At 48.2% G+C, this 14,657-nt stretch carries 12 protein-coding genes; 6 read left to right on the forward strand and 6 right to left on the reverse strand.

The window, feature by feature from the left end; genetic code table 11:
• Window positions 1–16: 16 nt before the first annotated feature.
• From rbsB to kup, 5 genes are all read right to left on the reverse strand, one after another.
• On the reverse strand, window positions 17–904 hold the full coding sequence (gene rbsB / locus U0008_RS21620) for a ribose ABC transporter substrate-binding protein RbsB (protein ID WP_025797424.1): 888 nt from the start codon (window positions 902–904) through the stop codon (window positions 17–19).
• 24 nt (window positions 905–928) lie between these two features.
• Entirely contained in the window at window positions 929–1,909 is a 981-nt protein-coding gene (gene rbsC / locus U0008_RS21625) for a ribose ABC transporter permease (protein ID WP_025797422.1), read from the reverse strand.
• A gap of 6 nt (window positions 1,910–1,915) precedes the next feature.
• On the reverse strand, window positions 1,916–3,421 hold the full coding sequence (gene rbsA / locus U0008_RS21630) for a ribose ABC transporter ATP-binding protein RbsA (protein ID WP_025797421.1): 1,506 nt from the start codon (window positions 3,419–3,421) through the stop codon (window positions 1,916–1,918).
• A gap of 7 nt (window positions 3,422–3,428) precedes the next feature.
• The gene (gene rbsD, locus U0008_RS21635) at window positions 3,429–3,848 is read right to left on the reverse strand and encodes a D-ribose pyranase (RefSeq protein WP_040045296.1); all 420 of its coding nucleotides are present in this window, start codon (window positions 3,846–3,848) and stop codon (window positions 3,429–3,431) included.
• 384 nt (window positions 3,849–4,232) lie between these two features.
• The gene (gene kup, locus U0008_RS21640) at window positions 4,233–6,101 is read right to left on the reverse strand and encodes a low affinity potassium transporter Kup (protein ID WP_043489939.1); all 1,869 of its coding nucleotides are present in this window, start codon (window positions 6,099–6,101) and stop codon (window positions 4,233–4,235) included.
• 261 nt (window positions 6,102–6,362) lie between these two features.
• Between kup and ravA the strand changes: the two genes are divergently transcribed.
• Both ravA and viaA read left to right on the forward strand, forming a co-directional pair.
• A complete protein-coding gene (gene ravA / locus U0008_RS21645; protein ID WP_043489942.1) occupies window positions 6,363–7,871 on the forward strand; it encodes an ATPase RavA in 1,509 nt (502 codons plus the stop codon).
• A gap of 1 nt (window position 7,872) precedes the next feature.
• A complete protein-coding gene (viaA, locus tag U0008_RS21650) occupies window positions 7,873–9,327 on the forward strand; it encodes an ATPase RavA stimulator ViaA (RefSeq protein ID WP_025797414.1) in 1,455 nt (484 codons plus the stop codon).
• 3 nt (window positions 9,328–9,330) lie between these two features.
• On the opposite strand, the gene asnA is transcribed toward viaA, so the two are convergent.
• On the reverse strand, window positions 9,331–10,323 hold the full coding sequence (gene asnA, locus U0008_RS21655; protein WP_043489944.1) for an aspartate--ammonia ligase: 993 nt from the start codon (window positions 10,321–10,323) through the stop codon (window positions 9,331–9,333).
• A 154-nt stretch (window positions 10,324–10,477) separates the two neighbouring features.
• On the opposite strand from asnA, the gene asnC reads away from it, so the two are divergent.
• The 4 genes from asnC to rsmG all read left to right on the forward strand — a co-directional run bounded on the left by asnC (window position 10,478) and on the right by rsmG (window position 14,498).
• Entirely contained in the window at window positions 10,478–10,939 is a 462-nt protein-coding gene (asnC, locus tag U0008_RS21660; RefSeq protein ID WP_004093884.1) for a transcriptional regulator AsnC, read from the forward strand.
• Window positions 10,940–11,029: 90 nt separating this feature from the next.
• Window positions 11,030–11,473, forward strand: coding sequence for an FMN-binding protein MioC (gene mioC, locus U0008_RS21665; RefSeq protein WP_025797409.1), 444 nt, complete (start codon window positions 11,030–11,032; stop codon window positions 11,471–11,473).
• A 386-nt stretch (window positions 11,474–11,859) separates the two neighbouring features.
• Entirely contained in the window at window positions 11,860–13,749 is a 1,890-nt protein-coding gene (gene mnmG / locus U0008_RS21670) for a tRNA uridine-5-carboxymethylaminomethyl(34) synthesis enzyme MnmG (protein WP_043489948.1), read from the forward strand.
• Between the two features lie 128 nt (window positions 13,750–13,877).
• Complete coding sequence (gene rsmG / locus U0008_RS21675; RefSeq protein ID WP_043489950.1) at window positions 13,878–14,498, forward strand: 16S rRNA (guanine(527)-N(7))-methyltransferase RsmG; 621 nt, start codon at window positions 13,878–13,880, stop codon at window positions 14,496–14,498.
• The last annotated feature ends 159 nt before the right edge of the window (window positions 14,499–14,657 follow it).

Consider the following 14,657-nt stretch of genomic DNA (forward strand, 5'->3'; position numbering starts at 1 on the left):
TTACTAGGTAACGGTATTACTCAGTAACCAGTTTCAGCTCAACAGGAATATTGGCTGGCACTTTTTCGCCTTTCAATACTTTATCTGCTGTTTCTACGCCAATCACGCCAATTTGCTCAGGCTGTTGAGCAACAGTTGCGCCCAGTTTGCCGCGCTGAACCGCTTTCACACCGTCTGCGGTGCCGTCAAAACCAACCACCAGCACATCAGCTTTACCCGCAGTTTGCAACGCACGCAGTGCGCCTAAAGCCATTTCATCGTTCTGTGCAAACACCGCTTGTACCTGTGGATGTGCCGTTAGCAGGTTCTGCATAACGTTCAAGCCCTTGGTACGGTCAAAGTCAGCAGGCTGGCTGGCCAGCATATTGAATTTGTGTTCTTCCTGCGCTTGCTTGAAACCTTCGCCACGTTCACGCGCGGCTGACGTTCCCGCAATACCTTCTAACTGAATAACTTTGGCATTATCGCCCAATTTCTTGGCGATAAACTCACCCGCGGCCTTACCACCCGCAGCGTTATCAGAAGCGATATGGCTTACCACAACGCCTTTATTCGCCGCACGGTCCAAAGTAATAACCGGAATTTTGGCCTGATTAGCCATCAGAATCGCATTACCTACCGCATCAGAGTCGGTTGGGTTAATCAGCATCAGTTTGGTGCCACGTACGGTTAAATCCTGTACGTTAGCCAGCTCTTTCGCTGGGTTATTCTGAGAATCCAAAATCACCAGCTTGTAGCCTAATTTATCGGCTTCTTTCTGCGCACCGTCTTTCATGGAAACAAAGAACGGGTTATTCAGCGTGGATACCACCAGCGCGATAGTGTCTTGCGCCATCGCATTTGCGCTCAGAGTTGCACTTAAAGCCGCAGCGGAGATCAGTGTTGCCAGTTTTTTCATATTCATTATCGTCGTTTCCTGTAGGGGAGATTATTTGTTGCTTTTGTTGTCTACCAGAACCGCCAGCAAGATAACCACTGCTTTAACGATCATTTGGTAGTAAGACGAAACACCCAGTAAGTTCAGACCATTATTCAGGAAACCTAAGATCAATGCGCCGATCAATGTCCCCATAATGCGGCCTTTACCACCCGCTAAACTGGTTCCTCCCAGTACAACGGCGGCAATAGCATCTAACTCATAGCCTGTACCCGCCGTTGGCTGTGCTGAGGAAAGACGAGCAACCTCGATAACACCGGCCAGAGCAGAGAGCAAACCACACAGCGAATAAACAATAATTTTTACACGGTCAACGCTAATACCTGACAGGCGGGTTGCCGACTCATTACCACCCAACGCATAGATATAGCGGCCAAGGCGCGTGTGATGCAGCATGTACCATGCTAGAGCGAACACAATCACCATCAACCAGATTGGGGTTGGGATCCCTAGAGGGCGGCCAATACCGAACCAACCAAACAGATCTGCCGCGTCCGAGAAGCCGGTGTTTATTGGGCTTCCGTTGGTATAGACCATGGTCACACCGCGCAACAACAGCATCATCACCAGCGTTGCGATAAAGGCCTGCACTTTGCCTTTGGCGACAATAACCCCCGTACATCCACCGATAGCGGCGCCGAGTGCCAGAGCAGCAAATACGGCAACAAAGGCGTTAACCTCAAGCCCAACAATAGAAGCGGCAACGGCACCGGTGATCGCTAGCAACGATCCGACGGATAAATCAATGCCCGATGTTAGGATCACCAGCGTCATCCCCACCGCCATAATGGCGTTGACCGATGTTTGCTGCAAAATGTTGAAGAGGTTATTGAGCGTAAAGAAATTAGGGCTCATTGAGGATACAACCGCAATCAGCACCAGCAGGGCGATCAGCGACTTTTGCTCCAGCAATAATGTTTTTAACTGATCTTTACTAAACCCACCTTGCTTCTGGGTTGTCTGGGTGTTCATCTGCGATTACTCCTGCTTCACGCCGTATTGCTTGCCAACGGCGGCTGCCATCAGCACTTCTTGGGTTGCCTGTTCAATTGGGAATTCCCCACTGAGGTGGCCATCATGCATCACCAGAATACGGTCACTCATACCAAGTACTTCTGGCATTTCAGAGGAGACCAAAATGATGCTTAGCCCTTCTTGCTTGAACTGGTTAATAAGTTGGTAAATCTCTTTTTTAGCCCCGACATCGACGCCACGCGTTGGCTCATCAAGAATCAGCACTTTCGGACGCGTCATCAGCCCGCGGGCTATCGCCACTTTTTGCTGATTACCGCCGGAGAGCAAACCAATCGGTTGATCCATCGACGGTGTTTTCACATTAAACAGGCGCATAAAATCGCTTACGGCTTCCTGTTCTTCAGCATGCTTTAGAGAACCATTCGCTCGGCTGAAATAGCGCAATGCGGTAAGAGACATATTCTCTTTCACCGACATTCCCAACACTAAACCATCACGTTTACGGTCTTCAGAAATATAAACAATGCCGTTTGCCAAACCATCCTGCGGTGAGTGTGTAACCACCTCACGCCCATCCAGCGTGACAAAACCCTGTTTGCGCGGTAACGCACCGTACAGAATTTTCATTAATTCGGTACGCCCTGCGCCCATCAGGCCAGAAACACCGAGAATCTCGCCGCGATACAGATCGAAACTGACGTTTTCAACGCCAGGCCCATACAAGCCTTTTACCTGCAAACGTAATTCACCACGTGGCTGATTCAAACGCGGGTACTGTTCTTCCAATTTGCGGCCAACCATCATCTCAATCAGTGAATCTTCTTGCAGCTCACTAACCGGGCGTTCAGCAATGAACTGACCGTCACGGAAAATCGTGACGTCATCGCAAATTTCAAAGATTTCTTTTAGACGATGGGAGATATAAACAATGCCACGACCTTCGGCCTTCAGTTCCCGAATCACTTTAAACAGGGACTCGGTTTCGGTGTCTGTCAGCGCATCGGTAGGCTCGTCCATGATGATAACTTTGGATTCGAAGCTCAGCACCTTAGCAATTTCGACCATTTGCTGATCGCCAATGGATAAATCGCCCACCAGCCGATGGCTGCTGTAGCTGATATTGAGGCGAGCCAGCAATTTGTCCGCTTCGGCATACATTTTTTTCCAATCAATACAGCCCAAGCGATTCACAAACTCACGACCTAAGAAAATATTCTCGGCAATGGTGAGTTGTGGAATGAGGTTGAGCTCTTGATGGATGATGCCGATACCCGCTTCCTGAGAAGATTTAGGGCCGTTAAATGTGACTTCTTTTCCGAGGAAGTTTTGGGTGCCCGCATCTTTTTGATAGATACCGGTAAGAACCTTCATCATGGTGGACTTACCCGCGCCGTTTTCCCCCACTAACGCCATGACACGTCCGGGGTAAACATTTAGCGCAGCACCAGATAGAGCTTTAACGCCGGGAAAGCTTTTATCAATGCCTTTTAAAGCTAATAACGGTTGCATAGCGGCCTCAGAAGGTTACGCCAGAATAAAGCAGCACATTCGCATACGGAGAACACTCTCCGCTGCGAATCACTGCCTTACTGGTAGAGCTCAGCACTTTAAATTGCTCATGGCTGACATACTCCACCGTGATGGTATTTCCCTGGTGTTGTTCTAGTTGTTTCAAATTAGCTAATAACTGCTGATGGATTTCGGCGTTTTTGCCCGGCATCTCTTGCGCAATAACCGCTTTTTCAACCTGCATTTCTTGTGTAATCACACCCACAACCTGAAGAAAACTAGGAACACCGTGGGTTAACGCCAAATCGATACGTTGAGTTGAATCAGGGATCGGAAGCCCTGCATCACCCACCACAATGGCGTCGGTATGACCTAAACGAGAGATGAGATAAGAAATCTCGGAATTGAGTAAGGTGCCTTTTTTCATTTTCTGCTCCATCAGCGAAACGTTTCGCTTGTAAGAATTCTAGGTGCTAATGAATGACTGGCAACTACTAAAGTTGAGATTTGTGATCGCTATCGAAACGTTTCGATAGCAGAAGCGTTTCAGCGGATATAAGCATCTAGGCGAGGCTGAAGCTGCTTATTATTTTCAGCGTTTAAGTCTTGGTAGGGAGAGCCGACGAGACAAGGAAGTCTCGTCGGCGTTTGGGAGCGCAGGGATGCGCATCCCAAACCTTGCGGAAATACCATCTCGGAAAAAAGCGCGAGGATACAAGGGGCGCACGCTGGCGCCCCTGCCCGTACGCCAACACAAATGCCGCGAGGGTATGTGCTATTAATAGGCGTACGGAACCTTTCACCAATCGATCTAAATTTCCACCTGTGTTCCAAGCTCAATCACGCGGTTTGGCGGGATCTCAAATTGGTCAGCAGCCTGTAGCGCATTTCGGCTTAATGCCATAAACAGTTTGCCACGCGCTTTCAGATACCAAGGTCGTTTGCCTAAGATCAGTGATTCGTGTGACATGAAGAACGATGTTTCCATCATTCGGCACGGCAGGCCTTCTAATCCGCAACGATGGAAGATCTCCTCCACGTTTGGCGTTTCTTTAAAGCCATAGCTAGCAACGACACGCCAGAAAGTAGGGGAAAGCTGCTCAATGGTCACACGACGAACGTTGTGCACATAAGGTGCATCTTCCGTACGGAGCGTCAGTAAGATCACTCGCTCATGCAGCACCTTGTTATGTTTCAGGTTATGCAGCAACGCGAAAGGAATAACGTTCATCGCACGCGACATATATACAGCCGTTCCTAGCACACGCACTGGCGGTGATTTCTCTAGCGATGCAATCATCGCTTCCAGAGAATTACCGTGTTCATGCAAGCGGCGTAACAAACGGAAACGCTCGCTTTTCCATGTCGTCATGATGATAAACATCACCAGACCAAGGGCAAGCGGCAACCAACCACCCGAGAAGAACTTCAGGGCATTGGCGGTAAATAGCGGTATGTCCATGCATAGCAGTCCAGCAATCAGGATCATCACCACGAAGCGGTTCCAGTGCCAGTTTTTCACCGCCACGGTACAGCTGAGAATACTGGTTAATACCATGGTGCCTGTTACCGCGATACCGTAGGCCGCGGCCAGATTACTGGAGTGTTCAAAGCTGGCAATCACAATCACCACGGAGATATACAGCGCCCAGTTAATCGCAGGAATGTATATCTGCCCAGCTTCCATATCCGACGTATGAATAATTCGCATCGGAGGGAGATAACCCAAGCGAACAGCTTGGCGAGTTAAGGAGAATACGCCTGAGATAACGGCCTGCGAGGCAATAACGGTCGCAAAGGTCGCCAAAACAAGAAGCGGGATTAATGCCCAATCGGGTGCTAATAAGAAGAACGGGTTTTTGATCGCTTCAGGGTTTTTCAGCAGTAATGCACCTTGCCCAAAATAGTTCAGGATCAGCGATGGAATGACAAAGAAGAACCATGCCAAACGAATAGGCTTCTTACCGAAGTGTCCCATGTCGGCATACAGCGCTTCAACGCCGGTAATAGACAATACAACTGCCCCCAGCGCAAAGAACGCCATGGAACGATGTTCAACGAAGAACCCAATCGCCCATTTGGGATTTAATGCCGTCAGCACCGCGGGATTGTCCATGATGCTGCGCGCACCAAGAATGGCCAGCGTCAGGAACCATAGCACCATCACCGGCGCAAAGAGTTTACCAATACTTCCCGTACCATGTTTTTGAATGAAAAACAGAATGGTAAGAACCAGTATAGAAAGAGGAACAATGTACGGATCAAGCGACGGCGCCGCTATCTCAAGGCCTTCTATCGCTGACATCACTGAAATTGCAGGCGTAATCACCACTTCTCCATAGAAGAAGCTGCCGCCTATTAACCCCAAGATCACTAAAATCGCCGTCACTTTAGGCGCTGTATTACGCCCCGCTAATGACATCAGGGTTAATATCCCACCTTCACCCGCGTTATCTGCACGCATGACGAAAGTCAGGTATTTAAGGGATACAATGAGGATCTGCATCCAGAAAATCAGTGAGAGAAAACCAAATACAATTTCTGGTTCAACATTAAAACCGTAGTGACCAGAAAAACACTCGCGTAAGGTATATAAAGGGCTTGTACCTATATCGCCATACACTACGCCGATAGCGGCCAGTGTGACTGTCGTTAATGAACGTTTATGCTCTGAACTCATAACTTGTTTCTTTTGCTGGAACATCTATAAGCGATGCGCGTACTGACAGACCGAGCGCTCATAAAAAACGCACAGTATGCATAAATCAGCACAATTTCCTACTATTTAGATTAAAGGAAATATGACTGAGCCTGTGAAAACCGGCATATAACAAGCTTAGAAAGCTTTAAAAAAATCAACAAGCTAAGCAATGAAATAAAGCTGGTCAACGCTCCAAGAAGTCGATAAAACAAAACAATCCTTGTTATGAATGGGACTATTATGACGCAATCTAGCCAATTGGCCGAACGTATTTCGCGATTAAGCCATGCTTTGGAAAATGGACTTTACGAACGACAAGAGGCCATACGGCTCTGTTTACTAGCCGCCCTATGCGGTGAAAGCGTATTTTTACTCGGCCCTCCGGGGATTGCAAAAAGCCTTATCGCTCGCCGTTTAAAATTTGCATTTCGCCATGCACGCGCTTTTGAATATCTCATGACCCGCTTCTCCACCCCAGAAGAAGTATTTGGCCCATTATCAATTCAGGCGCTGAAAGACGAGGGGCGTTACCTACGCTTAACCCACGGCTATTTGCCCGAAGCTGAAATTGTTTTCTTAGATGAAATTTGGAAAGCGGGCCCCGCTATCCTGAATACGCTTCTGACTGCCATTAACGAGCGCCGTTTTAGAAATGGGGACAGTGAAGAAGCCATTCCAATGCGCCTGTTAGTCACTGCATCGAATGAGTTACCTGAGTCAGACAGCAGCTTAGAAGCGCTCTATGACCGTATGCTTATTCGTTTATGGCTAGATAAGGTGCAAGAGAAGCAGAACTTCCGTGCCCTAATCACCAGCAGCCAAGATGAGAACGCAAACCCAGTCCCTGAGGCATTGAGCATTTCTGACGAAGAGTTTCATGCCTGGCAGCCACAGATCGGCAAAGTCGCGCTCTCGACCCACTGCTTTGAGCTCATCTATCAGCTGCGACAACGAATCAATATCTTAGACGATGCCCCCTACATTTCTGACCGTCGTTGGAAAAAGGCGCTGCGTCTTCTTCAAGCCTGTGCTTTCTTTAGCGGCCGCACCGAACTGGCCCCGCTTGACCTGATTTTGCTGAAAGACTGTCTATGGCATGATTTCGCCTCTCGCCAGATGCTTAACCAGCAGATTCAACAAATGTTGACCGATCAGGCTTATCAACAACAAAGCCTACTACTACAGTTACAACAAACTGAAGCGAGTTGGCTTCAGTCTCAACAAGAACAAAGCCAGCAACAGGCCATGACGCTACCGGTGAAAACAGGGCTGTTTAACCGTAAACAGGCGCACTCTCTGCCGGATGATTTCCCCGTCGGTAAAGTTACCTTAATGCTGTTCAAGCCGTTAAAAATTCATGATATGCAGGTGACTCATATCGTTACCGACTCAGGCGATCTCTCGCGCTGGTTACAAAAAGGCGGGGAATTCCGCGCCAAGCTTAACGGCATTGGTTTTGCTTTGCCGATTGATATCACTCTCGACGACAAGCACCAGCTACAAATACGGGATGTTAGCTATCAAACCACCATGCTTTCGCTGCCAGGTAAAAAAAATGGAGATATTCCTGCCGATATACAGGAGAAAATCCAACAGATCGAAAATACGCTGAGCGAGCAGCGACGCCTTTTTGCCTCTCATCAACCTTGCCTATTCGTAAGCAGCGATTGGCTAGCCCAAATTGAAGCCAGTCTAGCGAGCATCGATGAAAAGCTACGCACGCTGAAAGCTACGCTAAGAGGCGCGTAATATGCCGACTCTTGAAGCTGTTGAAGCCTTTTTGGTGGTCAATGAAAACGAACTGATGCAGGATTTTCTCATTGGTTTGATGGCCGCCCCACAGCTGGCGGTTTTCTTTGAGAAATTCCCACGCTTACGTTCGATCCTTGAGGGCGAGATCCCAAGCTGGCGCAATCGACTGGAAAGGAGGATCAAAGAAACCTCCGTACCGGAGGATCTCGCGCATGAGTTCACGCTTTATCAGCATCAGTTAGGGCTTCAAAGCGCAGATTTCTTTCAGCAACTCACCGAGACGCTAGCCATATTACGTGAGCATGAATCGCCTTTTATCTATGAGGCCGAATCACTTTGCCCCGATGGCGCCACGCCGCGCAGCATTAGCTTTCAAACGTTGTTCTTACAGCGTTGGAGACTAAGCCTGATCGCCCGCACCCTAACGCTTCATCATCAGGTATTAGATGAAGAGCGAGAGCTGTTACAAGCCGAGTTACAGCAGCGTATGCAGATCAGCGGGGCGCTGGAGCCGGTATTAGTCGATAACGAAAACGCGGCGGGCAAGCTGTGGGACTTAAGTAAAGGAGAGTTACACCACGGCGATTATCAGCTCATGGTGCAATATGGCGATTTCTTAGCTCAGCAGCCTGAATTGAAAAAACTGGCTGAGCAGCTCGGTCGCAGCCGCGCATCAACCGCTGAAGATAAGCAAAGCACCGAGCAAGAAGTGGCTCGAGTCATGGTACGTGAGCCCGCCATCATGCCTGAAGAAGTCAGCGGGATTCACCAAAGCGACGATATTTTACGTCTTCTGCCGACTGAACTCTCGATGCTAGGAATGGAAGAGCTGGAGTTTGAGTTCTACCGTCGATTGCTGGAGAAACGCCTACTCAGCTACCGCCTACAAGGCGACGTTTGGCGTGAGCAAGAATTTCAGCGCCCGATCACCTATCAAAAAACCCATCAACAGCCGCGAGGTCCTTTTATCGTCTGCGTGGATACATCGGGTTCCATGGGCGGGTTTAACGAACAGTGTGCCAAAGCATTCTGTTTGGCGCTGCTGCGGGTGGCACTTGCCGACAATCGCCGCTGCTACATCATGCTGTTTTCCAGCAGCGTGGTGCAGTATGAACTCACCGCAGACTCAGGCATCGATCAGGCTATTCGATTTTTATCACAGCGATTTCGCGGCGGGACTGATTTAGCCCAATGTTTATCGTACACCGTGGCGATGATGAAACAATCGGCGTGGAAGCAGGCTGACGCCGTGGTTATCTCTGATTTTATCGCTCAACGGCTGCCAGAGGATATGGTGAAACAGGTTCGCCAGCTCCAGCAAAACAATAGCCACTGTTTTCACGCAGTGGCTATGTCTGAGCACGGAAAACCCGGCATTATGAAGATCTTTGATCATATCTGGCGTTTTAACACCGGGATCAAAGGGCGCCTGTTACGGCGCTGGAAACGTTAATACTTAGAGCAGCGAGTCAATTTGATCGCGAACTTCTGGTGCCCAAACACCGCACTGTACCTGACCGATGTGCTTCTGTTTTAGCATCAGCATCACCAAGCGAGACTGACCAATGCCACCGCCGATAGTCTGTGGCATTTCCCCACGAACCAGCGACTGATGCCATTCTAGCTTCATACGCTCTTCGTCGTCGGTCAGTGCCAGCTGGCGCTTCAGCGTCTCCGCGTCAACACGGATGCCCATAGAAGAAAGCTCAAACGCATCTTCTAACACTGGGTTCCACACCACGATATCGCCATTCAAACCAGCAAATCCTTCTTCACCAATCGACGTCCAGTCATCATAGTCCGGAGCACGAACATCATGCGCTTTGCCGTGCGATAGCTTTCCACCGATACCAATCAAGAATACCGCCCCTAATTCTTTCGCAATGGCACGTTCACGGCCTTTTGCATCCAGATCGGGGAAACGGCGCAGCAGCGTTTCGCTGTGGATAAAATGGATCTCTTCTGGCAAAGAAGGTTCGATACCAAATTCAGCGGCAACTTCTGCTTCAGTTGCTTTCATTGCGGCGTAAATTTTACGTACGGTTTCTTTTAAAAACTCTGGCGTACGCTGACCATCACCCATAACGCGTTCCCAATCCCACTGGTCAACGAAAACCGAGTGGATTGGCGTCAGACGGTCTTCGTCTGGGCGCAGCGCTTTCATGTGGGTGTATAAGCCTTCACCTGGGCCAAAATCATGCATACCCAAGGTTTTACGTTTCCATTTAGCCAGAGAATGCACAACTTCAAACGTATCTTGCGGCAACGTCTTCACTTTTACCTGTACCGCTTTTTCACTGCCAGACAGGTTATCCTGAGTACCATCACCTAAGCGGCTCAGAATAGGCGCTTGAACTTCAATTAAACCAAGCTGTTTTTCCAGTTGGCGAGAGAAGGAAGATTTCACGAAGCTGATTTGTTGTTGTTTTTGTATAAATTGTTTTTTCATTGCCGTTCTCACATTAACCTGTCTTTGTTAAAACAGATTAAGCAACAGAATGGCATCAAGATTCAATATCCAACAATAAATATTGCCTTTTAGGTTTTATTCCATCATTTTTAACCCGTTAAAAATAACTAATCGCTAAAAAAGAGGTGATAAATTGGCAGAAATTTACCAGATCGATAATCTCGATCGCGGCATTCTTAACGCTTTAATGGAAAATGCGCGCACGCCATACGCTGAATTAGCCAAAGTCTTCAACGTGAGTCCAGGCACCATTCATGTTCGCGTGGAGAAAATGAAGCAGGCGGGAATTATTACCGGAGCCTGTATACAGGTGAGCCCAAAGAAGCTGGGCTACGATGTTTGCTGCTTTATAGGCATCATTTTGAAAAGTGCCAAAGACTATCCATCTGCATTAGCACGGTTGGAGAGTTTAGAAGAAGTGGTTGAAGCCTATTACACGACGGGGCACTACAGCATCTTTATTAAGGTCATGACACGATCAATTGATGCGCTACAACACGTACTTATCAACAAGATCCAGACCATCGACGAGATCCAATCTACGGAAACGCTGATCTCCTTGCAGAATCCCATCATGCGCGATATTACGCCCTAAGTTATTTTCTTTCATACCCACATTATCCACAGGTAGATCCCAGCCCTTTCCCGGCGTACAATAGCCGCCTTTATAAAGGTTGGGATCATTATGGCTGATATTACTCTCATCAGTGGCAGCACCTTAGGTAGCGCCGAATATGTTGCTGAACACCTGGCTGAAAAGCTGGAAGAACAGGGCTATTCCACAGAGATACTGCATGGCCCAGAACTCGATGAAGTTCCCATGCAAGGTATTTGGCTGGTTGTGACGTCAACGCATGGTGCTGGTGAGCTTCCCGATAACCTCCAACCTTTATTCGAACAGATTGAAACACAGCAGCCGGATCTTACTCAGGTTCGTTTTGGCGCAATGGGTCTCGGTAGTAGTGAATACGACACCTTCTGTGGAGGGATCAAAACTGTCGATCGTATTTTGATCGCGTTTGGCGCTCAGCGGATCGGCGATATGCTGGAGATCGATATTACCAAACACGATATTCCAGAGGATCCCGCTGAGATTTGGCTCACGAAATGGGTCAAAGTTATCAATTAAGCGTACAAATTGTGCGATCGGTATGTGGATAAGTATGCTTAAAAGGGTCTGATAACCGGTAGTTATCCCAATAACAACCGGAGTACGTTTTTCAGCCTGTGTATAAAGTGCCATTTAGATCCCAGCTTATACGGAATGGGATCACCGATCATCCACAACCAATGATCCTTGATAGGATATTGATCTTAATGTTGAAATTAGGCTTATCCACAGAGGATCGCGATCCTAGTAGTAAGATCTAATAAAGAGATCCTTAAATAAAAAGATCTTTTTAATACTTAGTGATTCTCCTACCCGTTTGACCTTCCTCTAAACTTGAGTAGAATCCCCACCCCAAGGCAAAAACGATCGTTCATAGCCTTCCGGTCTTCGCGAGGTGCAGTACCATGTTTTATCCAGATATCTTTGACGTCATCATTATCGGTGGTGGCCATGCAGGCACAGAAGCTGCAATGGCGTCCGCTAGAATGGGGCGACAAACTTTATTATTAACGCATAACATTGATACGCTTGGACAAATGTCTTGTAACCCGGCGATTGGTGGTATCGGAAAGGGACATCTGGTTAAAGAAGTCGATGCGTTAGGCGGCTTAATGGCGACCGCAATTGACCACGGCGGCATTCAGTTTAGGATACTAAACAGCAGCAAAGGCCCAGCCGTTCGAGCTACTCGCGCTCAGGCAGACCGTGTTCTGTATCGCCAAGCGGTACGCACCGCATTGGAAAACCAGCCCAACCTGATGATCTTCCAACAAGCGGTTGAAGATCTGATTGTCGAGAACGATCGTGTGGTTGGTGCGGTAACCCAAATGGGCTTAAAATTCCGTGCTAAGGCCGTCGTATTGACCGTTGGAACCTTCCTTGATGGAAAGATCCACATTGGTCTAGAAAATTACAGCGGTGGCCGTGCTGGCGATCCTCCTGCTATCGCCCTTTCTCGTCGTCTACGTGAATTACCACTGCGCGTTAACCGTCTAAAAACGGGAACGCCACCGCGTATTGATGCCAGAACTATCGATTTCAGCGTGTTAGCACCCCAGTATGGTGATAATCCGTCTCCAGTATTCTCGTTTATGGGTAATGCTTCTCAGCACCCAGAACAAATGCCGTGTTACATCACGCATACCAACGAACGCACTCATGATGTGATCCGTAATAATTTGGATCGTAGCCCAATGTATGCCGGGATCATCGAAGGGATCGGGCCACGATATTGCCCATCGATCGAAGACAAAGTTATGCGCTTTGCCGATCGTAATGCTCATCAGATCTTCCTGGAGCCTGAAGGGCTAACCAGCAACGAAATTTATCCAAACGGGATTTCAACCAGTTTGCCATTTGACGTTCAAATGCAAATTGTTCGCTCAATGGAAGGTATGGAAAACGCGCGAATTGTTCGTCCTGGCTACGCCATTGAGTATGATTTCTTCGATCCACGTGATTTGAAACCAACGCTGGAAAGCAAACATATCCAAGGTTTGTTCTTTGCTGGGCAGATCAACGGCACGACCGGCTATGAAGAGGCTGCCGCTCAGGGGCTATTGGCGGGTCTGAATGCGGGACGCTTTGCTAACGAAGATGAAGGTTGGTCACCGCGTCGCGATCAGGCCTATCTTGGCGTGCTGGTGGACGACCTGTGTACTTTGGGTACCAAAGAACCGTATCGCATGTTTACCTCTCGCGCGGAATATCGCTTGATGCTGCGTGAAGACAACGCTGATTTGCGTTTAACAGCTATCGGTCGTGAACTTGGCTTAGTTGATGATGTACGTTGGGCTCACTTCAATCAGAAGCTTGAAAATATTGAGCGCGAACGTCAGCGCCTGCGTGATATTTGGGTTCATCCAAACTCTGAGCATGTTGCTCCGCTGAATGAAATCCTAAAAGCGCCTCTTTCCCGTGAAGCTAACGGTGAAGATCTGCTGCGTCGTCCTGAGATCGATTATGCCAAACTGACCAAGCTTGCTCAGTTTGCACCTGGCTTGGAAGACGAAAAAGCGTCTGAGCAGGTCGAGATCCAAGTGAAATACGAAGGCTACATTGCTCGTCAGCAGGAAGAGATTGAAAAACACCTGCGTAACGAAAATACGTTGTTGCCGGCTGACTTGGATTATTCGCTGGTTTCTGGGCTGTCGAATGAAGTCATTGCGAAGCTTAACGATCACAAACCAAGTTCAATTGGTCAGGCATCACGTATTTCTGGAATAACGCCTGCCGCCATCTCAATTTTGCTGATTTGGCTGAAAAAACAGGGCTTACTGCGACGTAGCGCTTAAATCTGTCTAAAACCGCACCAAACAGTGCGGTTTTTTTATTGCTATGCTTCACTCTGTTCCGATTTAACTGCATCATACTGGGCTGGGCCTTTTAAGGCTGATGCCCATGTTTGACCGAGGATTCTTCAGTGCAAAAACAACTCGATACTCTGCTAGCTAAAGCTGGAATTTCGCTAACCGATCAGCAAAAACAACAGCTATTAGGGTATGTTGGTTTGTTGGATAAGTGGAATAAGGCCTATAACCTGACTTCTGTCCGCGATCCTAAAGAGATGTTAGTTCGCCATATTCTCGACAGCATCGTGGTTAACCCTTTCCTGAAAGGCGACCGCTTTATTGATGTTGGCACTGGCCCTGGTCTTCCAGGGATCCCGCTGGCCATCGTTCGTCCAGATTCTCATTTTACTCTCCTCGATAGCTTAGGTAAGCGCGTGCGTTTTCTTCGTCAGGTGCAGCATGAGCTGAAGCTGACTAACATCGAGCCGGTACAAAGCCGAGTTGAAGAGTTCCCCGCAGAGCCACCGTTTGACGGCGTTATTAGTCGCGCATTTGCCTCTCTGCAGGATATGATTTCTTGGTGTCACCATTTGCCAAAGGCAGAGACTGGCCGCTTTTATGCGTTGAAGGGGGTTCGCCCTGATGACGAACTGGCGCAGTTACCTTCGGGCATTGAGCTGGTGTCCGTTGAGCGGTTACATGTGCCTACTCTTGATGGTGAAAGGCATTTGGTTATTCTTAAGGCAAACTAATTTTGCCTTTTGTCAAAAAAAGTTAAAAAAGTTACGGCTGAGAACTAATCATTGAATAGCTAAATTATTAGCCTGATGGGGTTTGTTTTTTTACTTTTATTTCACAATTAGCGCTATTAAAAGACGATATTCTTACCGAACGCACTGTATGTTTAGCAT

Source organism: Hafnia alvei (assembly GCF_034424155.1).
Taxonomy (GTDB): Bacteria; Pseudomonadota; Gammaproteobacteria; order Enterobacterales; family Enterobacteriaceae; genus Hafnia; species Hafnia alvei.